Source organism: Rhizobium sp. YTUHZ045 (genome assembly GCF_051124255.1).
Lineage (GTDB): Bacteria > Pseudomonadota > Alphaproteobacteria > Rhizobiales > Rhizobiaceae > Rhizobium.
This window is the reverse complement of the sequence record NZ_CP101432.1, coordinates 3,836,426-3,855,377: the sequence shown is the minus strand read 5'-3', so window position 1 is coordinate 3,855,377 and position 18,952 is coordinate 3,836,426. Positions and strand designations below refer to the sequence as shown.

The window sequence follows — 18,952 nt, the reverse complement described above, 5'->3', positions numbered from 1 at the left end:
TTGCGGGCATGGTCTCGCGCGATGAGCATAGATTCGTCCGATCTCTTTGGCGCGCTTTTCGAAGCACCGCCCGCGAACCGAACGGTTCCGGTGCTGGTGCCGATGCCGGCGCCGAAACCCTATTCCTACTCGGTGCCTGAGGGCATGGCGGTCGAGCCCGGCTCGGTCGTGCAGGTGCCGCTCGGGCCGCGGCAGGTGATCGGTGTCGTCTGGGACGGCGGCGAAGATGGCGTCGATCCGAAGAAACTTCGGCCGATCAGCCATGTCTTCGATTGCCCGCCGCTTTCCAAGGAAATGCGGGATTTCATCGATTGGGTGGCGAGCTATACGCTCTCCCCGCCCGGTCTCGTCGCGCGCATGGCGCTCAGGGCGCCGAACGCCTTCGAGCCGGAGCCTATGGTGGAGGGGCTGAAATTCGTCGGCGGCGAACCTGAGCGGATGACACCGGCGCGTGCGCGCGTGCTCGCGGCCGCCTCCGACGGTCTCTCCTGGACGCGCAGCGGTCTGGCGCATGCGGCCGGTGTTTCGACGAGCGTGGTCGATGGACTGGTCACGCTCGGCATTTTCGAAACGGTGTTCCTGCCGCCGCCGCCCGTCGTGGCGATGCCGGATCCCGACTTTGCCGCCGCGCGCCTCGAAGGGCCGCAGAAAGAGGCGGCGGCGGAAATCGTCTCCGACGTCCGCAGGGGCGAATTTTCGGTGTCGCTGATCGATGGCGTCACGGGTTCCGGCAAGACGGAAGTCTATTTCGAGGCGATCGCCGAGACCTTGAAACGTGGCAAGCAGGTGCTGATCCTGCTGCCGGAGATCGCGCTGACGGCCAGTTTCCTCGAGCGTTTTCAGGATCGCTTCGGAGCAAAGCCGGCCGAATGGCATTCCGATCTCGCCCCGCGCATGCGCGAAAAAGTCTGGCGCCAGGCGGTGACCGGCGAAGTGCGCGTCGTGGCCGGCGCCCGCTCGGCGCTCTTCCTGCCTTTTGAGAATCTCGGCCTCATCATCGTCGACGAGGAGCATGATCCCGCTTACAAGCAGGAAGATCGGGTCTTCTACAATGCCCGTGACATGGCCGTCGTGCGCGGCCGCATCGGCGATTTTCCCGTCATCCTGGTCTCTGCGACACCATCGGTCGAAAGCCAGGTCAATGGGCAGAACGGCCGCTACAGCACTGTCCACCTGCCCACGCGTTTCGGCGACGCGGCGCTGCCGGACCTGCATCTCATCGATATGCGCAGACACGCGCCGGAGCGGGGTGGCTTCCTGTCGCCGGTGCTGATCCGGGCGATCGGCAAGACGGTGGAGAGGCGGGAGCAGGCGCTGCTTTTTCTCAATCGGCGCGGCTATGCGCCGCTGACGCTCTGCCGGGTCTGCGGTCACCGCTTCCAATGCCCGCAATGTTCGAGCTGGCTAGTCGAGCATCGCTTCCGCAAGCAGCTGCAGTGCCATCAATGTGGTCATGCCGAGGGCACGCCCGAGGCATGCCCGGAATGCGGGACACTCGACCATCTGGTCGCCTGCGGGCCAGGCGTCGAGCGCATCGCCGAAGAGGTGGAACGACATTTCCCCAAGGCGCGGACGATCGTCCTCTCCTCGGACATGATGGGCGGCGTGAAGCGGCTGCGGCTGGAGCTTGATGCGATTGCCAAGGGTGAGGCCGATATCGTCATCGGCACCCAGCTCGTTGCCAAGGGGCATAATTTTCCGCTGATGACGCTGGTCGGCATCGTCGATGCCGACCTCGGTCTTGCCAATGGCGATCCGCGCGCGGCCGAGCGCACTTTCCAGCTTCTGTCACAGGTAACCGGCCGCGCCGGGCGGACAGGCCTGAAGAGCCATGGGCTGCTGCAAACCTACCAGCCGCAGCACCCGGTCATGCAGGCAATCGTTTCCGGCGACTCCGATGCCTTTTACGAGCGCGAAATCACCGAGCGCGAACGTGCAGCATTGCCGCCGTTCGGCCGGCTCGCCTCGATCATCGTTTCGGCCGAAATGCGCCAGGACGCGGAAAATCATGCGCGCGGCATGCGCAACGCAGCACCCCAGGTCTCCGGCATCTCAGTGCTCGGCCCGGCGGAAGCGCCGCTTGCCCTGGTGCGCGGCCGCCACCGCTTCCGCCTTTTGGTCCACGGACGGCGCAACTCCGACATGCAGGGATTTCTGCGGGCGATGCTGTCGCAATCTCCGAAGGAGCGCGGGTCGGTACAGGTGCAGCTCGACGTCGATCCGCAGAGTTTTCTCTAATGGCGCCATTTCCTCCTTTTCCGGCTCATGTCATAAAACACCGATTCTTCGGGTGATTTGAGGCTGATGCATGGAATTCTATTTTCCGAGCGAGCTCGGCGAGCAGCTGGCGTTCTGCGCCGCCGCTTTTACGGCGCTGGCCGGTTTCATCATGATGTTTGCGCCGGGCCATGCTTTCCGTCTTCTCGGCTTGCAGGTGCAGGAGGGGCGGTCGGAAGGATATGGCGAGGGACGCTCGATGGGCGGCTTCTATCTCGGCTTCGGGCTTTCGGCGATCCTGCTTGCGCAGGATTGGATCTACATGGCGCTCGGCGCCTCCTTCAGCATGGCTGCCTTTGCGCGGATCATATCGATCCTGTCCGATAAGGGGAGCAATCTGGTCAACTATTTACTTCTGGTTGTGCAAGTCGTGCTTGCTGCGTTACCGCTGCTTTATGTTTTCGGCTTCATTCAAACGTGAATTTCACCGCTGGCGGGCCGCCTTCGCGGCCTGTCCGGAAGCCTTTGCGCAATTTTGCGAACAGAAATTCATGCGAAAGGCGTATTCGGACGTTACGCGTGTTGCGAGTCCGAACATCCTATGTTAGACGGACCCCGAATTTCGGAAGAAGCAAGAGGCTTCTCTTGTGATTTCTGGGGGAAATCAAAACGAATTCAAGATCATAGGTTCGGCGCCCGCCGAGAGCCGGATTTTGGATTGAAATCAGGGAAATTTGTGCCAGTGGCAGACACGTCCCAGCTTACTTCTGGTGTTGCAGAGCGCTATGCCTCGTCGCTTTTCGAGCTGGCGCTCGAAGAGGGTGCCGTCGCTACCGTAACTGCAGACCTTGACCGTTTCCAGGCGATGCTGGATGAGAGCGATGATTTGAAGCGCTTCATACTGAGCCCGGTTTTCTCTGCCGAGGACCAGCTGAAGGCCATCGTCGCCATCAGTGAAAAGGCCGGCATCTCGGGCTTCTTCGCCAACTTCCTGAAGGTCGTGGCGCGCAACCGCCGCCTCTTCGCTCTGCCCGGCATGATCAAGGCCTTCCGGCTGATCGCCGCCAATCATCGCGGCGAAATTTCTGCCGAGGTCACCTCGGCCCATGCTCTCTCAGCAGAGCAGGAAAATGAATTGAAGGCGGCGCTGAAGGGCGTCACCGGCAAAGACGTGGCAATTGCTGTCACGGTTGATCCGTCAATTCTTGGTGGTCTGATCGTCAAGGTCGGGTCCCGTCAGATTGATACGTCTCTTCGTACCAAACTCTCTACCCTTAAGCTTGCATTGAAAGAGGTCGGCTGATGGATATCCGCGCCGCGGAAATTTCCGCAATTCTCAAAGACCAGATCAAAAATTTCGGCAAAGAGGCAGAAGTCTCGGAAGTCGGCCAGGTTCTCTCCGTCGGTGACGGTATCGCTCGCGTTTACGGTCTGGACAATGTTCAGGCTGGTGAAATGGTCGAGTTCCCCGGCGGCATCCGCGGCATGGCCCTGAACCTTGAATCCGACAACGTTGGTGTCGTTATTTTCGGCTCCGACCGCGACATCAAGGAAGGCGACACCGTCAAGCGCACCGGCGCCATCGTCGACGTGCCGGTCGGTCCGGAGCTGCTCGGCCGCGTCGTCGACGCTCTCGGCAACCCGATCGACGGCAAGGGCCCGATCAACGCGACCCGCCGTGCGCGCGTTGACGTCAAGGCTCCAGGCATCATTCCGCGCAAGTCGGTTCACGAGCCGATGTCGACCGGCCTCAAGGCCATCGACGCTCTGATCCCCGTCGGCCGCGGCCAGCGCGAGCTCGTCATCGGCGACCGCCAGACCGGCAAGACCGCCATCCTGCTCGACACCTTCCTGAACCAGAAGCCGATCCACGACAACGGCCCCGACAACGACAAGCTCTACTGCGTCTACGTCGCCGTCGGCCAGAAGCGCTCGACGGTTGCCCAGTTCGTCAAGGTTCTCGAAGAGCGCGGCGCCCTGAAATACTCGATCATCGTCGCCGCGACCGCTTCCGATCCGGCTCCGATGCAGTTCCTCGCTCCGTTCGCAGGTTGCGCAATGGGCGAATACTTCCGCGACAACGCTCAGCACGCCCTGATCGGCTATGACGACCTGTCCAAGCAGGCTGTCGCTTACCGTCAGATGTCGCTGCTGCTGCGCCGCCCGCCGGGCCGCGAAGCCTATCCGGGCGACGTTTTCTACCTGCACTCGCGCCTGCTCGAGCGCGCCGCAAAGATGAACGACGACAAGGGCGCCGGTTCGCTGACCGCTCTGCCTGTCATCGAAACGCAGGGCAACGACGTCTCGGCCTTCATTCCGACCAACGTGATCTCGATCACCGACGGCCAGATCTTCCTTGAAACCGACCTGTTCTACCAGGGTATCCGCCCGGCCGTTAACGTCGGCCTGTCGGTTTCGCGCGTCGGTTCCTCGGCCCAGATCAAGGCGATGAAGCAGGTTGCCGGCTCAATCAAGGGCGAACTCGCCCAGTATCGCGAGATGGCCGCATTCGCCCAGTTCGGTTCGGACCTCGACGCTGCGACGCAGCGCCTCTTGAACCGCGGTGCACGCCTGACCGAACTCCTGAAGCAGCCGCAGTTCTCGCCGCTGAAGACGGAAGAGCAGGTCGCCGTGATTTTCGCAGGTGTCAATGGCTACCTCGACAAGCTGCCGGTCGCTCAGGTCGGCAAGTTCGAACAGGGCCTGCTGTCCTATCTGCGCTCGGAAGGCTCGGCCATCCTCGATGCGATCCGCACGGAAAAGGCAATCAGCGACGATACTCGGGGCAAGCTCACCGCTGCTCTCGATAGCTTCGCCAAGTCTTTCCAGTAATCGGGCCCAGTTAGGACGGATAACGGATGCCTTCACTTAAGGATCTGAAAAACCGGATCGCCTCCGTCAAGGCGACGCAGAAGATCACCAAGGCGATGAAAATGGTCGCCGCGGCGAAGCTTCGGCGTGCGCAGGAGGCGGCCGAGGCCGCCCGGCCCTATTCGCAGCGCATGGGTGCGGTTCTGGCGAACATTGCCAAGGCCGTCACCGAGGCGGATGGCGCGCCGGCGCTGATGACCGGCACCGGCAAGGACCAGGTCCATCTGCTGGTGGTCTGCACGGCCGAACGCGGTCTTTGCGGCGGTTTCAACTCGCAGATTGCCCGCTTTGCGCGCGACCATGTCCGCAGGCTGCTTGCCGAGGGCAAGACGGTGAAGATCTTCACCGTCGGCAAGAAGGGCTACGATATCCTGCGGCGTGAATATGCATCGCTGATCATCGAGCGCAAGGAACTGCGCGAAGTCAAGAAGATCGGTTTCGAGAATGCCGACCAGATCGGAAAGCGCGTCATCGAGATGTACGAGGCCGGCGAGTTCGACATCTGCACGCTGTTCTACTCCGAGTTCAAGTCGGTCATCTCACAGGTTCCGACCGCCCAGCAACTCATCCCGGCCAAGGCTCCGGAAGCCGTCGCCCAGGATGCAGAACATGCAGGCGCCGTCTATGAATACGAGCCGGATCCGGCGTCGATCCTCGACGACCTGATCCCGCGCAATATCTCCGTCCAGATCTTCCGTGCTCTCCTTGAGAACGTCGCGGGCGAGATGGGCGCCAAGATGAGCGCGATGGACAATGCGACGCGCAATGCCGGTGAGATGATCAACAAGCTGACGCTGAGCTACAACCGTCAGCGTCAGGCTCAGATCACCAAGGAATTGATTGAAATCATTTCGGGCGCGGAAGCGCTCTGAGTTAGGGAAAGAGGGTAAGAATATGGCTGAGGCAGCTACCCGCTCTGTCGGCAAAGTCACCCAGGTTATCGGCGCCGTCGTCGACGTTGCTTTCGAAGGCGAACTGCCGGCGATTTTGAACGCGCTTGAAACCGACAACAACGGCGTCCGCCTGGTTCTCGAAGTCGCTCAGCATCTGGGCGAAAACGAAGTCCGCACCATCGCGATGGACTCGAGCGAAGGCCTCGTTCGCGGCCAGCAGGTCATCGATACCGGCGCTCCGATCTCGGTTCCCGTCGGCGACGAAACGCTCGGCCGTATCATGAACGTCATCGGCGAGCCGGTCGATGAAGCAGGCCCGCTGACCACCGCTCACAGGCGCGCCATCCACCAGGACGCTCCGGCTTACGTCGAGCAGTCCACGGAAGCGCAGATCCTCGTCACCGGCATCAAGGTCGTCGACCTTCTCGCTCCTTACGCAAAGGGCGGCAAGATCGGCCTGTTCGGCGGCGCCGGCGTCGGCAAGACCGTTCTCATCATGGAGCTGATCAACAACGTCGCCAAGGCGCACGGTGGTTACTCGGTCTTCGCAGGCGTTGGTGAGCGTACCCGCGAAGGCAACGACCTCTACCATGAAATGATCGAATCGGGCGTCAACAAGCATGGTGGTGGCGAAGGCTCCAAGGCTGCGCTCGTTTACGGTCAGATGAACGAACCGCCGGGCGCCCGCGCTCGCGTCGCTCTGACGGGTTTGACGGTTGCAGAACACTTCCGCGACCAGGGCCAGGACGTTCTGTTCTTCGTCGACAACATCTTCCGCTTCACGCAGGCAGGCTCGGAAGTGTCGGCTCTGCTCGGCCGTATTCCTTCGGCCGTGGGTTATCAGCCGACGCTCGCAACCGACATGGGCTCGATGCAGGAACGCATCACCACGACGACGACCGGCTCGATCACCTCGGTTCAGGCCATTTACGTTCCGGCCGACGACTTGACCGACCCGGCACCGGCAACCTCGTTCGCCCACTTGGACGCAACGACCGTTCTGTCGCGCTCGATCGCTGAAAAGGGTATCTACCCGGCCGTCGACCCGCTCGACTCCACCTCGCGCATGCTCGACCCGATGGTCGTCGGCGAAGAGCACTACGAGGTCGCTCGTAAGGTTCAGTCTACGCTGCAGCGCTACAAGGCCCTGCAGGACATCATCGCCATCCTCGGCATGGACGAACTGTCTGAAGAAGACAAGCTGGCCGTCGCCCGCGCCCGCAAGATCGAGCGCTTCCTGTCGCAGCCCTTCTTCGTCGCCGAAGTCTTCACCGGCTCGCCGGGCAAGCTGGTTGCTCTGGAAGACACGATCAAGGGCTTCAAGGGCCTCGTCAACGGTGAATACGACAACCTGCCGGAAGCTGCCTTCTACATGGTCGGTTCGATCGATGAAGCCATCGAAAAGGCCAAGAAGCTCGCTGCTGCTTGATGAGCGACGCTAAGGACGAGATATTCTGCTGCGACTCCCTGAAGGGGGTCGTAGCGGAACTCCCAGAGCCAGCCGCGCCGACCATCTACCGTGCCGATAACGGCGTGATCATGATGGTCGTGGGACTGGTTCAGACCGAAGAAGGTCTCGGATATCTCGACCAGGCGATACTGCACTGCCCGTTCTGCGGGACCAAATTGCAAGATGCAAAAGCCATAGCCGAGAAGGTAAGTCACTGATGGCTGACAATTTCAACTTTGAGCTCGTTTCGCCGGAGCGTCTGCTGCTGTCGGAGATGGTGACCGAGGTCGTCATTCCCGCGACTGAGGGCGAGATGACCGTGATGGCGCACCATGCGCCGACGATGACGACGGTCAAGCCGGGTGTCGTGAGCGTGCGTTCAGCTTCTGGGAAGAAGCAGGACTATGTCGTGTTCGGCGGCTTTGCCGACATTCTGCCGACCGGCTGCACGTTGCTGGCAGAGTCCGCCGTTCCAGTCGAGGAACTCCATAAGGACGAACTGACCCGTCGCATCGAGGCAGCCCGCAAGGAACTTGAACATGCCGAGTTGCACGAGCACAAGTCGAAGCTCGAGCATTTCATCATGGAACTGACGCATCTTAGCGGCATCGTCCAGCAGGATTGACCAATCGACAGCTTCGATGAAAGGCGGCCCGCGAGGCCGCTTTTTTGTTTCTGCGAGCGACCTCGAAGCGCCTCATCAAAGATTTGAAAAAGAGCGGGCGTTCAAAACCGCTTTTGTCCGGCTCATGACCGAGAGGCCACATTTGCAGCGCCGCGCGTCTTCAGGGCGCGCAAAGGCGCTACGGCCCTTGATACTCGCGTTGCTGACTTGCTTCTCGCGCTTTAGCGCTTCGTTTGGCTGATGTCCTTTTCGCAGTGTCGCACTTTTGCGCGCGCGACGCTATGGACCAACCAGGAGGGTTCGAGACCGGTTCAGGTTTTCACCGAAGCGCAGAATCGCCCTAAGATTTCGTTTTACGCGATTCCGAACGGAAAACCGTTCCATACTTTTCCTGGAATTGCCCTAGAAGCCGGTGCCGCCGCGCAGCTCGATGACCAGCGTCTTGAACAGGATTTTCAGGTCGAGCAGCAGACTGAAATGCCTGACATAATAGATATCGCAGGCGATCCGGGCCCGGGCTTGCAGCGGCCGTGCGGTCGGCCCGCGCCAGCCGCGTGTCTGCGCGAGGCCGGTGATGCCGGGGCGCATGACGTGACGATGGTGGTAGTTCGGCACCAATTCTTCGTAGAGCCGGCCGGCTGCGCGCATGTTGATGGCATGGCAGCGCGGCCCGACCAGGGACATGTCGCCCCTGAGGACGTTCAGAAGCTGCGGCAGCTCGTCAATGTTGGTCCTGCGGAGCATAGCGCCGAAGCCGGTCACCCGGCTGTCGCCCTTGACGGTCTGCTGAATGCCGCTGGGATCGCAAGCTTCGATGTGCATCGAGCGGAACTTGAAGACGGTGATCTTCCGCCCGTTCAGGCCCCAACGGATCTGGCGGAAGAATACGGGGCCTCCATCGTCGAGCTTGATGAAAAGAGCGATTGCCAGGAAAAGCGGCGCCAGTACGAGCAGAGCGCTGGCCGAGATGACGATATCAATCAGCCGCTTTACGGCCAATCGCAGAGCCGCCCTCCCTTCGACACCGGAAAAGCTGTCCGGTTGGCGAATGTTGGAGTTCGCTACAACCAGAGTCCGGATTTTGTTCTGACGCTGAGACGAATCGAAGCGTGAACTTATCTTCGAAGTAAAAGCATACATTACTCAATGCCCAGAAGTTTAGATGCGATACTGAACAGCGGGGAGACAGATACATGCTTACGTATGGTTTGTCATCGTTATAAATAAGAAATCGGTAAGCATAAAGACGCCAAAAATGGGAGTATTTCGCGTTAACCTTAATGCCTCTAGTTGAGCGGCGTTCGAAATTATACTTCTAAAGGAGTAGCCCGATCAGGCGGCGCGATGTCAGGCGATTGCCAAAATCGATTACTGGTCGTTCCAACAGATAATAACTGAGGCTTGCCACCAGAAAAACGAGCGCCGCTGTCAGTGTGCAGGATTGCAGCCAGCCGGTGACCACATTCTCGGAGGAGGCGCCGAACGAGCCGGGGTCCAGTCTCTGGATTAATGTCAGGATGATCTCCTGCCAGATGTAAATGCCGAAGGAGATCTTGGCGATGTAGCGGACGGGGGCGTTATCAAGCAGCCTGACCAGACGCTGCGAATGGTTGAGTGAAACGAGCGCTGTTGCGACGGCCAGTGGGAAGACCGGAAATCCATAGGGGATGTCAAGCCAACCGTAACCTTCGGCCGAGCCGCCTGGGGATATGAGGAGGCGGTAAGCGGCAACCGCGACGGCGAGGAGTGCCGCGGCGTCGAACCAGGGAGATCGTCTTGCGGGCAACATCACTTCGATGCCGGCGGCAAGCGCGCCGAGCGCGAAGACAGCAAAGAAGCCGATCGGATTATAGTTGGGCATCCATTCCTTCGCTCCACCCTGAAGGCCATATGCCCAGCCGCGCCCGATATCGTCGAGCGCAAAGAGCCTCAGGATCATCAGATGAGCAAGAAGGACGACGGCAATGACGCAGAGCCAGGCGGCGCGGGCGAAGAACGGACGTTGCCGTAGCAGCGGCAGGCGAAACAGAAGGAGAAAGCCGACCGGGAGGAGCACATAGCTGGTGACCTCGAAGGGAATGGACCAGAGCGGCCCATCGGCTTCGACGGGAAAAAACGTGCGCCAATGCCACTGGCTCATGAACAACAGTCCCGAGACGTAGCGGACGACGAGTTCTGGCGTCAGCGGCACGGCAAGCAGCGTCAGGCTAAGGACGAAGCTGACGCTGGTGGCGACCCAGAAGCCCGGAGCGATGCGCGCCAACCTGCGGATGGCGTAGTGCCCAAGGCTGGGCATGGCGCCGCCGGCGTCGAGAGCGTGCCAGAAGGGGCGAGCAAGCAGAAAGCCGCTGAGCACGAAGAAGATGGCGACGCCGAAATTGCCGAAGCGGAGGACGTTTGCCGTCGCCGCCAATTCATCCGGTATTCTGCGCATATCCAGCCGGAGCGCGAGATGATGCGCGAGCACCAACAAGCAGGCCATTGCGCGCAGAAAGTCGGCTCCGGCCAGTCTGTCCTGTGCTCGCATGTCGTTCCCCGCCCTGCCCGATTCGGCTCAAACCGCCCAGGCGCAAAGCATTGCCTGGGAAGACCGCCTCGGCAAGGCCCCGGGCGAGCTCAGCCGAGGAGTTCGTTGGTGTAATAGGTGGAAAAGTCCGGCTTCTCCTTGATCACGACGCCATTCGCATCGACGAGAATGCCGTTCTCGACCAGGAAAGCGCCAATGGCATCAGCCTTTGCCGGATCAAGCGTGCCGATCACGCCGGCCTCGGATCTCAGGAAATGGCCTTCGATCAACGCCTTCTGAGATGCTCTCACCAGATCCGTGTTCATCAGCGCACCGTTACTTCCTGATATCAGCAGGTCGCAGGCTTCGTCGGGATGATCGATGGAGTAGACATAGCCTTGACGCGTGGCCTGGATGAAGGCGCGCGCGTGTTCTCGACTGGCAGAGAGATAGGCGTCACTGGAAACGATGACTGTCGTCTGCTCGTCGGGAATGCCGTAATCGGAATAGTGGAAGCGGCTGATCTGCCGATTTTCCAGCTCAGCGGCGATGCCCTCCCAGGTGTAGATCTCCAGCGTGAAGTCAATCGAGCCATTGTCCAGCGCCTCATAGGCGGAGGTGCCGAGGGTGACGGTCTTGACGTCGCCCTTGCCGCCGTCATTGCGGATCATCGCCGAGACCAGCGCGCTTTCCCAAGTGCCGCCGAAGCCTCCATAGGTCTTGCCATCGAGATCTCTAGGGCTCTTGATGTCGTCCCGCCCGCCCTTGAAGATCAGGCGTGCGGTTTCCGTCTGGACGACGCCGTAGACCATCTTCACGTCACCGCCGCCAGCACGCTGCGTCAGGGCCTCGATCTCGCTACTGATGCCGAAATCGGCGACCCCGTTTGATACCAGCGTGCCGGCACTCGTGTCGGTAAAGGGTAGAATTTCGACATCGAGGCCGGCGGCCGTGTAGAAGCCCTTCGCCTTGGCGACGTAGATGCCGATGTGATTGGTGTTGGGCGTCCAGTCGAGCGCGATACGAACCTTTGCGGGCGCCGATTGAGCGAAGGCGACGCGGCCGGCGAGGCTTGTCGCGATGGCGGCGAGCATCGTCTGGCGGCGGGTGAGAAGCGGCATGGTGACCTCCTCAGGTCTTTAGAGCATGACGCCGAAAAGCACGGTTTTCGAACGACATCAGACTCTAACTCTTTAAATTGGAACAGGATTCAGATTTTGGGCCGACCGGCCTAAAACCACCCTGTTCTAGCGGATGAAGCAGGGTTTGCAGGATTTCGGTCTCGATCGCCTGGGCCGCCGGCGAACCGACATCGGCAATGCTTCTCGGGCGGGGCAGGGGAACGCGGAATTCGCGGATGACACGCGCCGGACGGGCAGACAGCACGTAGATCCGGTCGGAGAGAAAAACGGCCTCGCGAACATCGTGGGTGATCAGCAGCGCCGTCCAGCGATGTTCGGTCCACATGCCTTGCAGCCACTCCTGGATCTGCGTGCGGGTCAGCGCATCGAGCGCGCCGAAGGGCTCGTCGAGCAGCAGCATGTCCTGCTCCTGGATGACGGTGCGCAGCAGCGCAGCACGTTGGCGCATGCCGCCGGAAAGAGAGGCGGGGTAGTGATGCTCGAAGCCGGCAAGGCCGAACCGCTCGAAGAGGGGCGCGACAGCGGCGCGTGCAGCCCGGCGAGCCATGCCCTTCACTTCCAGACCGAGCGCGGCATTATCGATGATCCGGCGCCAGGGCATCAGCGCATCGCGTTGTGGCATGAAGGCAAAGGAATGCGGCGTCTGTTCCAGCGCTGCTTCGTTGAAAAGCATGGCGCCGGAATCGGGTCGCAGCGCCTGTGTCAGCAGTCTCAGCACGGTCGATTTTCCGGAGCCGGATGGGCCGACGATCGAGACGAACTCGCCGTCTGCGACGGCGAGCGAAATGTCGTCTAGAACTTTCATGCCGTCGAAGGACTTCGAGATGTTGCGCAGCTCAAGCATCTGACCGGTCATCGGCGCCGCTCCTGGGATGGCTGCCAGGGCATGACGAAACGCTGGATAACCAGCGTCAGCGCGAAGAGGCAGAGCGTCAACAGAGCGCTGACGATCACGGCGGCGAGCACGAGATCGGGACGGAAATTGTTCTTGGCGTTGAGGATATAGATGCCGAGGCCGCTTGCAGCGCCGGCATATTCGGCAAAGATCGCGCCGACGACGGCATAGGTGATCGAGATTCGAAGGCCGGCGAAGAAATAGGGCAGCGACGAGGGAAGCCGCGCCAGGCGGAAAATGCGCCAGCGGCTCGCTTTCATCGAATTCAAGAGCTCGGCAATGTCGCGATCGGTCGCCTCATAGCCCTGAAGCAGGGCAACAAGCAGCGGAAAGAAGGTGACGAGCGCCACCAGCAATATCTTCGGCAAAAGGCCGAAACCGAACCAGAGGACGACGAGAGGCGCGATCGCCACCAGCGGCAAAGTCTGGCTGGCGATGAAGATCGGCAGCATTGCCCGGCGCATGAATGGCATGAAATCCATCAGGATCGAAGAGGCGAAGGCGAAGGCGAGCGACAGGGCGAAACCACCGAGTGTCGCTCCGAGCGTCGGCCAGGTGTTTGATATCAGCGCCTCTCGGTTCAGCCAGCCCTGGACAAGGATACGCGAAGGTGCCGGCAGAATGGACGGTTTGATACCGGAAAGATCGACATAGAGTTCCCATGCCGCCAGAAAAGCAAAGCCTGCGAGCAAGGCGGGCATTGCCCGGTACACGGCGAGATAGAGCGTCGCAAGGCGCGAATCCGATGGTCGTGGCGATGTCATCGGCGTTCGATTTCAGGCTTTCGCCGGGCCGTTCGCGCAAACCTGTCGAGGGCATCGGTCTCGATGCGATTTGGGGCGGTTGCCTTGAGGGCATCGATAGGGATGCCGACGGAATTGCCGGACGTCCGGTAGAGTGACACTTGCGCGCCGGAATACATTTGGACCTCGCTCCGCTGGCATTACCCAGATCAGCTTAGAAGGGTCCGGAGGCTTGCGCCTCACATCTCAGCCCCGGCGACACGGAGCTCCCCTGTTATTTCGGCGAAAACTATCATCGGGGTTTTCTTGCCGCAACCGCAAAATTGCAAACCCGTGCGCCCGGTCGGATGGGGCGCAGATAAAAAAACACCCGGACGGAGGTCCTGTCCGGGTGTTTTCCGAGGTTCCGTACCTGCCGGGAACGGAACCCGAGCGCTTGTCTTTCAGGCGGCAATATCGGCAGGGGCGATTGGTGCGGGCCGGGCAAGCGCCGACGCCATCATTTCAGCTTGTATCGACCGGATGATCTCACTGACGCTCCTTCCTGCGCCTCGTGCTTTACGGCCGGGGAAGCAGCGGTTATAAAACCTCAACTAATATTGAGGTCAATAGGCCATGAATAGGATTTCTGCAACGCCGCTCGGCAGGCTTCTGACGGTCGGCGAAGTGGCGCAACGCAGTGGTCTTGCCGTCTCGGCGCTACATTTCTATGAGGCCAAGGGGCTGATCTCGAGTATCCGCACGCGCGGCAACCAGCGGCGCTACGGACGCGATGTCCTTCGCCGGCTCGGCATCATCAAGGTGGCGCAACGTGTCGGCATTCCGCTTTCGGAAATCCAGACGGCATTTGCCTCCCTGCCGCAGGGGCGCACGCCGACGATTGCCGACTGGCAGACGCTGTCGGTGCGCTGGAAGGATGAACTCGACACGCGAATCAGACGGCTGAGCCTGCTGCGAGACCGTCTGACCGGCTGCATCGGCTGCGGTTGCCTGTCGATCGAAAGCTGTCCGTTGCGCAATCCCTTCGATCAGCTCGGCGAGGAAGGGCCAGGCGCACGGCTGCTGGAGACCGAAATCGAAGTATGAACTTTCAGGGAAGAGCGCCAGCCTCTGGCGGAAAGATGATGCCTGCCTTTCTTTCGGCCGGCGCGCTCATATGTTAAGGGCGAATGGCGCAACAGGCGGCATTGTCCGCGAGGAGGACGGCTTCGTGTTCCATCCGAGACTATTCGAGAATCGCAATGTCATCGTAACCGGCGCCGGGCGGGGCATCGGTCTCGAAGTGGCCCGGCAGTTCCTGGACTGCGGCGCGAAGGTGATCGTCCATACTGGACGCAAACCGGGGCGCGATCTGCCGGATTTTCTGCTGACGGCTGAATCCGAAAGACGGGCGCTGTTGCTGCACGCCGATTTCACTGCCGCTGGCGGCGCTGCGCAATTTGCCGAAAATGCGCTTACCTTTTTCGACAAGGTGCATGTGCTCGTCAACAACGCCGGCACTATGCTCGGCCGTTTTCCAGCTGCCACACTGACTGACGCAGATTATGAGGCGATTGTGCGTTTGAATCAGACGTCGGTGGTGGCGCTGACGCGTGCGTTGCTGCCGGCATTGAAGGCGGCGGAAGGCGCTGCCATCGTCAACACCGTTTCAATTTCCGCGCTGACCGGCGGCAGTCCCGGTTCTTCGATTTATTCTGCCTCGAAAGCCTTCGTTTCAACCTATTCCAAGGCGCTTGCCCGCGAGCTCGCGCCGGATGGCATCCGCGTCAATTGTGTCTCGCCCGGAACGATCGAGACGGATTTCCACGAGCGCTATTCCTCCCGCGAAAAGCTGGAGCAGACGAGAAAGTCTATTCCCTTGCAGCGGCTGGGCACAGCGGAGGATTGCGCTCCCGCCTATCTGTTTCTGGCGGCGCCCTCGCTCTCCGGATACATTACCGGCCAGGTCCTCGAGATCAATGGCGGCCAGCTTATCTGCTGATTTAGTTAGACCTTTTTTGACATTTCTTCACTTTTGGCAAATTCGTGTGTGCGAATATGCTATCGTGCTGATCTGCCTTTTTGCTTCCCTTCCGAGATGTCGAATGCCATTGCCCAAGCCCGAGCCGGGAATGTCCGGTCAGGAACTGCACAAACTCGCTGGAAACGCTCGTGAGGCGAGCGATCTGCTGAAGGCGCTGGCGCACCAGACTCGACTTCTGATTCTTTGCATACTCGCGACCGAGGAGCGGACGGTGAGTGAAATCGAAAACATCCTCGGCATTCAGCAGGCAATGGTCTCGCAGCAGCTCGCGCGTTTGAGGCTCGAAGGTCTCGTCAATACGCGCCGTCAGGGCAGGCTGGTCTATTACCGTATCGGCAATACAAACGTGCTTGCCTTCCTTGAATCGCTCTTCGATCTTTTTCCGGCTGCTGAAAACAATTAGTACCCGCCCTTGCGGAGCACGGTTGCTGCGTCGAAGATAGCTGATCCGGATGATTTCGCGCCGGATCGGGAGACCGGATGATCGACAAGCTGGAATTTTTCATCGCCCTTGCCAACGAAAAGCATTTCGGCCGCGCCGCGGAGGAGTGCGGGGTGTCCCAGCCGACGCTTTCAGCCGCGATCCGGCAGCTCGAGGATCAGCTTGGTGTCATGCTGGTGCAGCGCGGCTCGCGCTTTCAGGGGCTGACGCCGGAGGGCCAGCGCGTCCTGGAATGGGCCCGGCGCATCGTCGGCGATGCCCGCACCATGCGCGAGGAGATGCGCGCGGCCCGCCGCGGACTTTCCGGCCATATTCGCCTTGCCGCCATTCCGACGGCGCTCGCCATGCTTTCGCGCATCACCACGCCCTTTCAGGAACGACATCCGGGAGTGACCTTCTCGATCGTCTCGCGGAACTCGCTGCAGGTGCTGAGCATGCTCGAAAATCTCGAAATCGACGCCGGCATCACCTATCTCGAAAACGAGCCGCTCGGCCGGGTCACCAGTGTTCCGCTCTATGCCGAGCGCTATCATCTGATCACGGCTGCAGGCAGCCCGCTATCCGATCGCGACAATGTGACCTGGAAGGAGGTCGGCGATCTTCGGCTTTGTCTATTGACCGCCGACATGCAGAACCGCCGCATCATCAACCGGCATCTGACGGAAGCCGGCGCCACTGTGCATCCGACGCTCGAATCCAATTCGATGATCGTGCTGTTCTCGCATGTCAGAACCGGACGCTGGGCGAGCATCATGCCGCGCAACGTGGCGAAATCATTTGGTTTTCCGGTGGAGATCCGGATGATTCCGATTGTCGAACCGGAAGCCCACCATCTGGTTGGCCTCGTCGCACCCTATCGGGAGCCCTTCACCCCGCTCGTTTCGGCCCTGCTGCACGAAGCGAGAGTGCTCGTGCGGGACGAGGAGCTCTGATAGAAAAAACCTATCAATCCACGAGATAGCTTTATTGATCGTCGTCGGCTTCCCTGAGATGTTGTCTGCATGATGGCGCTCGGCTGGGGAGGCCTGCCATCCCGAAACGAGCGAGCCGCCGGGAGGGCTGCCTGATGACCATTCATATCGCCGAAGGCGATATCGCAGCGCGTACGCGGACCATCGTCGCCGACCTTCGCTTCCTTGAAGGACCGCTGCTTCCCATTCTGCACGAGGTTCAGCGAGAATTCGGTTATGTGCCGCAGGAAGCCCTGCCTGTGATTGCGGAGGAACTGAACCTCTCGCGCGCCGAAGTGCACGGGGTGATGACATTCTACCACGATTATCGCGACCATCCCGCTGGCCGCCATGTGCTGAAGCTCTGTCGCGCCGAGGCCTGCCAGTCGACGGGCGGCGACGCGTTGGCTGATCGCGTCAAGGCGCTGCTCGGGATCGATTTTCATCAGACGACGCTCGACGGCGCCGTGACGCTGGAGCCGGTCTATTGTCTCGGCCTTTGTGCCTGCGCCCCGTCGGCGATGCTCGACGGCGAGGTTTATGGCCGCGTAGACGATCAGATGGCGGCGGAACTCGTTGCGGAGGCACGTCGATGACAGTCAAGATTTATGTTCCGCGCGATGCCGCTGCGCTGGCGCTGGGGGCCGAAAAGGTGGCAAAGGCGATTGCCCAGGAAATCGCCGCCCGCGGCTTCGATGCAGAGATCGTGCGCAACGGCTCGCGCGGAATGTTCTGGCTGGAACCGCTGGTCGAGGTCGAGGCCGCCGGCAAGCGCATCGGCTACGGGCCGGTGAAGGCAAAGGATGTGCCTGCTCTGTTCGACGCGGGAATGATGAACGGCCGCGGCCACCCACTCTGTCTCGGGGAGGTTGAAGACCTCCCGTTCCTGAAGGAGCAGACCCGCCTGACCTTTGCCCGCTGTGGCATCACCGACCCGCTTTCGCCCGGCGATTATGAGGCGCATGGTGGTCTTGCCGGCCTTCGCCGCGCCGTTTCGATGACGCCTGCCGAAATCGTCAAGGAAGTCACCGATTCCGGCCTGCGCGGACGCGGCGGTGCCGGTTTTCCCACGGGCATCAAGTGGAAGACCGTTCTCGATGCCAGCGGCGAACGCAAATATATCGTCTGCAACGCCGATGAGGGCGATAGCGGCACCTTTGCCGACAGGATGATCATGGAGGGCGATCCCTTCGTCTTGATCGAGGGCATGGCGATTGCGGGGCTTGCGACCGGCGCCACGAAGGGGTTCGTCTACACCCGTTCGGAATATCCGCATGCGATCGCCGTGATGAGCGAGGCCATCGGCATTGCCCGGCAGGCCGGCATTCTCGGGCCGTCAGTGCTTGGCTCGGGCCGCGCCTTCGATATCGAGGTGCGCACCGGCGCCGGCGCCTATGTCTGCGGTGAAGAAACGGCTCTCTTGAACAGTCTCGAAGGCAAGCGCGGCATCGTGCGCGCCAAGCCGCCGCTGCCGGCGCATAAGGGCCTGTTCGACTGTCCGACCGTCATCAACAATGTGATTTCACTGGCCTCGGTGCCTGTGATCATGGAGAAGGGCGCCGCCTTCTACCGCGATTTCGGCATGGGCCGCTCGCGCGGCACCATTCCGCTGCAGATCGCCGGCAATGTCAGATATGGCGGGCTTTATGAGACGGCTTTCGGTCTTTCGCTCGGCGATATCGTCGACAGGATCGGCGGCGGAACGAGGACCGGCCGGCCGGTCAAGGCGGTTCAGGTCGGCGGGCCGCTCGGCGCCTATTTCCCGCGGGCGCTGTTCGATACGCCTTTCGACTACGAGGCCTTCGCCGCCAAGGACGGGCTGATCGGCCACGCCGGCATCGTCGTCTTCGACGACACGGCCGACATGCTGAAGCAGGCGCGTTTCGCCATGGAATTCTGTGCCGTCGAAAGCTGCGGCAAGTGCACGCCCTGCCGCATCGGTTCGACGCGCGGCGTCGAGACGGTCGACAAGATCGCAGGCGGCATCGAGCCGGAGAAGAACCGGGTACTGCTTGGCGATCTCTGCAATACCATGAAATTCGGGTCGCTCTGTGCGCTTGGCGGCTTCACGCCCTATCCCGTGATGAGCGCCATGACGCATTTCCCGGAAGATTTTGCGCCGGCACCGGTCGTGGAGGCTGCGGAATGACCGGCTTCTCCCCAACCTTGCCCCTCACCCTAACCCTCTCCCCGCG

General features: G+C 61.0%; 18 protein-coding genes, 1 pseudogene and 1 riboswitch. Of the genes and pseudogenes, 14 read left to right on the top strand and 5 right to left on the bottom strand.

Features of this window, described 5'->3' with window-relative positions; all coding sequences use genetic code 11:
* The first annotated feature begins 21 nt into the window (after positions 1-21).
* The 8 genes from NMA58_RS18955 (at position 22) to NMA58_RS18920 (ending at position 8,056) form a co-directional block, all read left to right on the top strand.
* Positions 22-2,238, top strand: coding sequence for a primosomal protein N' (locus tag NMA58_RS18955; protein ID WP_434711588.1), 2,217 nt, complete (start codon positions 22-24; stop codon positions 2,236-2,238).
* A 70-nt stretch (positions 2,239-2,308) separates the two neighbouring features.
* Positions 2,309-2,698, top strand: coding sequence for a DUF4345 domain-containing protein (locus NMA58_RS18950; protein WP_434711587.1), 390 nt, complete (start codon positions 2,309-2,311; stop codon positions 2,696-2,698).
* 255 nt (positions 2,699-2,953) lie between these two features.
* Positions 2,954-3,520 carry a F0F1 ATP synthase subunit delta gene (locus tag NMA58_RS18945; protein ID WP_085779690.1) on the top strand — a complete coding sequence of 189 codons (567 nt, stop codon included), beginning with the start codon at positions 2,954-2,956 and terminating at the stop codon, positions 3,518-3,520.
* A complete protein-coding gene (atpA, locus tag NMA58_RS18940) occupies positions 3,520-5,049 on the top strand; it encodes a F0F1 ATP synthase subunit alpha (protein WP_008527976.1) in 1,530 nt (509 codons plus the stop codon). The genes NMA58_RS18945 and atpA overlap by 1 nt, the downstream gene beginning before the upstream one ends.
* A 26-nt stretch (positions 5,050-5,075) precedes the next feature.
* Complete coding sequence (locus NMA58_RS18935) at positions 5,076-5,960, top strand: F0F1 ATP synthase subunit gamma (RefSeq protein WP_097598151.1); 885 nt, start codon at positions 5,076-5,078, stop codon at positions 5,958-5,960.
* Positions 5,961-5,982: 22 nt separating this feature from the next.
* The gene (gene atpD / locus NMA58_RS18930; RefSeq protein ID WP_183705101.1) at positions 5,983-7,410 is read left to right on the top strand and encodes a F0F1 ATP synthase subunit beta; all 1,428 of its coding nucleotides are present in this window, start codon (positions 5,983-5,985) and stop codon (positions 7,408-7,410) included.
* Complete coding sequence (locus tag NMA58_RS18925; protein WP_097598149.1) at positions 7,410-7,649, top strand: hypothetical protein; 240 nt, start codon at positions 7,410-7,412, stop codon at positions 7,647-7,649. Before atpD ends, NMA58_RS18925 begins: the two co-directional genes overlap by 1 nt.
* Positions 7,649-8,056, top strand: a complete 408-nt coding sequence (locus NMA58_RS18920) for a F0F1 ATP synthase subunit epsilon (RefSeq protein WP_085779686.1) — start codon at positions 7,649-7,651, stop codon at positions 8,054-8,056. Before NMA58_RS18925 ends, NMA58_RS18920 begins: the two co-directional genes overlap by 1 nt.
* Positions 8,057-8,458: 402 nt before the next feature.
* Here the strand turns inward: NMA58_RS18920 and NMA58_RS18915 are convergent, their stop codons facing one another.
* The 5 genes and pseudogenes from NMA58_RS18915 to NMA58_RS18895 form a co-directional block, all read right to left on the bottom strand.
* Complete coding sequence (locus NMA58_RS18915) at positions 8,459-9,196, bottom strand: sugar transferase (RefSeq protein ID WP_085779685.1); 738 nt, start codon at positions 9,194-9,196, stop codon at positions 8,459-8,461.
* 167 nt (positions 9,197-9,363) lie between these two features.
* Positions 9,364-10,583: pseudogene (locus tag NMA58_RS18910) on the bottom strand (acyltransferase family protein).
* An 89-nt stretch (positions 10,584-10,672) separates the two neighbouring features.
* A complete protein-coding gene (locus NMA58_RS18905) occupies positions 10,673-11,683 on the bottom strand; it encodes an ABC transporter substrate-binding protein (protein WP_434711586.1) in 1,011 nt (336 codons plus the stop codon).
* Between the two features lie 64 nt (positions 11,684-11,747).
* Complete coding sequence (locus NMA58_RS18900) at positions 11,748-12,560, bottom strand: ABC transporter ATP-binding protein (RefSeq protein WP_434711585.1); 813 nt, start codon at positions 12,558-12,560, stop codon at positions 11,748-11,750.
* Positions 12,557-13,363: an ABC transporter permease gene (locus NMA58_RS18895; protein WP_097598145.1), complete on the bottom strand. Its 807-nt coding sequence runs from the start codon at positions 13,361-13,363 to the stop codon at positions 12,557-12,559. The genes NMA58_RS18900 and NMA58_RS18895 overlap by 4 nt, the downstream gene beginning before the upstream one ends.
* Positions 13,364-13,511: 148 nt before the next feature.
* A riboswitch (TPP riboswitch) is annotated at positions 13,512-13,625 on the bottom strand.
* Positions 13,626-13,957: 332 nt separating this feature from the next.
* On the opposite strand from NMA58_RS18895, the gene soxR reads away from it, so the two are divergent.
* The 6 genes from soxR (at position 13,958) to NMA58_RS18865 (ending at position 18,906) form a co-directional block, all read left to right on the top strand.
* On the top strand, positions 13,958-14,428 hold the full coding sequence (gene soxR / locus NMA58_RS18890; RefSeq protein ID WP_434711584.1) for a redox-sensitive transcriptional activator SoxR: 471 nt from the start codon (positions 13,958-13,960) through the stop codon (positions 14,426-14,428).
* A 124-nt stretch (positions 14,429-14,552) separates the two neighbouring features.
* Positions 14,553-15,323, top strand: a complete 771-nt coding sequence (locus NMA58_RS18885; protein ID WP_097598320.1) for an SDR family NAD(P)-dependent oxidoreductase — start codon at positions 14,553-14,555, stop codon at positions 15,321-15,323.
* A 103-nt stretch (positions 15,324-15,426) separates the two neighbouring features.
* A complete protein-coding gene (locus NMA58_RS18880; RefSeq protein WP_085779680.1) occupies positions 15,427-15,768 on the top strand; it encodes an ArsR/SmtB family transcription factor in 342 nt (113 codons plus the stop codon).
* Between the two features lie 77 nt (positions 15,769-15,845).
* Entirely contained in the window at positions 15,846-16,739 is an 894-nt protein-coding gene (locus tag NMA58_RS18875) for a LysR family transcriptional regulator (RefSeq protein WP_085779679.1), read from the top strand.
* Between the two features lie 134 nt (positions 16,740-16,873).
* Complete coding sequence (locus NMA58_RS18870) at positions 16,874-17,353, top strand: formate dehydrogenase subunit gamma (RefSeq protein WP_183705099.1); 480 nt, start codon at positions 16,874-16,876, stop codon at positions 17,351-17,353.
* Complete coding sequence (locus tag NMA58_RS18865; protein WP_434711583.1) at positions 17,350-18,906, top strand: formate dehydrogenase beta subunit; 1,557 nt, start codon at positions 17,350-17,352, stop codon at positions 18,904-18,906. The genes NMA58_RS18870 and NMA58_RS18865 overlap by 4 nt, the downstream gene beginning before the upstream one ends.
* Positions 18,907-18,952: the final 46 nt, after the last annotated feature.

What these genes read in the sequence shown, in the direction of transcription:
- NMA58_RS18955 (WP_434711588.1), top strand. Translation starts at nt 22, where the DNA reads ATGAGCATAGATTCGTCCGATCTCTTTGGCGCGCTTTTCGAAGCACCG.
- NMA58_RS18950 (WP_434711587.1), top strand. Translation starts at nt 2,309, where the DNA reads ATGGAATTCTATTTTCCGAGCGAGCTCGGCGAGCAGCTGGCGTTCTGC.
- atpA (WP_008527976.1), top strand. Translation starts at nt 3,520, where the DNA reads ATGGATATCCGCGCCGCGGAAATTTCCGCAATTCTCAAAGACCAGATC.
- NMA58_RS18935 (WP_097598151.1), top strand. Translation starts at nt 5,076, where the DNA reads ATGCCTTCACTTAAGGATCTGAAAAACCGGATCGCCTCCGTCAAGGCG.
- atpD (WP_183705101.1), top strand. Translation starts at nt 5,983, where the DNA reads ATGGCTGAGGCAGCTACCCGCTCTGTCGGCAAAGTCACCCAGGTTATC.
- NMA58_RS18925 (WP_097598149.1), top strand. Translation starts at nt 7,410, where the DNA reads ATGAGCGACGCTAAGGACGAGATATTCTGCTGCGACTCCCTGAAGGGG.
- NMA58_RS18920 (WP_085779686.1), top strand. Translation starts at nt 7,649, where the DNA reads ATGGCTGACAATTTCAACTTTGAGCTCGTTTCGCCGGAGCGTCTGCTG.
- NMA58_RS18915 (WP_085779685.1), bottom strand. Translation starts at nt 9,196, where the DNA reads ATGTATGCTTTTACTTCGAAGATAAGTTCACGCTTCGATTCGTCTCAG.
- NMA58_RS18905 (WP_434711586.1), bottom strand. Translation starts at nt 11,683, where the DNA reads ATGCCGCTTCTCACCCGCCGCCAGACGATGCTCGCCGCCATCGCGACA.
- NMA58_RS18900 (WP_434711585.1), bottom strand. Translation starts at nt 12,560, where the DNA reads ATGACCGGTCAGATGCTTGAGCTGCGCAACATCTCGAAGTCCTTCGAC.
- NMA58_RS18895 (WP_097598145.1), bottom strand. Translation starts at nt 13,363, where the DNA reads ATGACATCGCCACGACCATCGGATTCGCGCCTTGCGACGCTCTATCTC.
- soxR (WP_434711584.1), top strand. Translation starts at nt 13,958, where the DNA reads ATGAATAGGATTTCTGCAACGCCGCTCGGCAGGCTTCTGACGGTCGGC.
- NMA58_RS18880 (WP_085779680.1), top strand. Translation starts at nt 15,427, where the DNA reads ATGCCATTGCCCAAGCCCGAGCCGGGAATGTCCGGTCAGGAACTGCAC.
- NMA58_RS18875 (WP_085779679.1), top strand. Translation starts at nt 15,846, where the DNA reads ATGATCGACAAGCTGGAATTTTTCATCGCCCTTGCCAACGAAAAGCAT.
- NMA58_RS18870 (WP_183705099.1), top strand. Translation starts at nt 16,874, where the DNA reads ATGACCATTCATATCGCCGAAGGCGATATCGCAGCGCGTACGCGGACC.
- NMA58_RS18865 (WP_434711583.1), top strand. Translation starts at nt 17,350, where the DNA reads ATGACAGTCAAGATTTATGTTCCGCGCGATGCCGCTGCGCTGGCGCTG.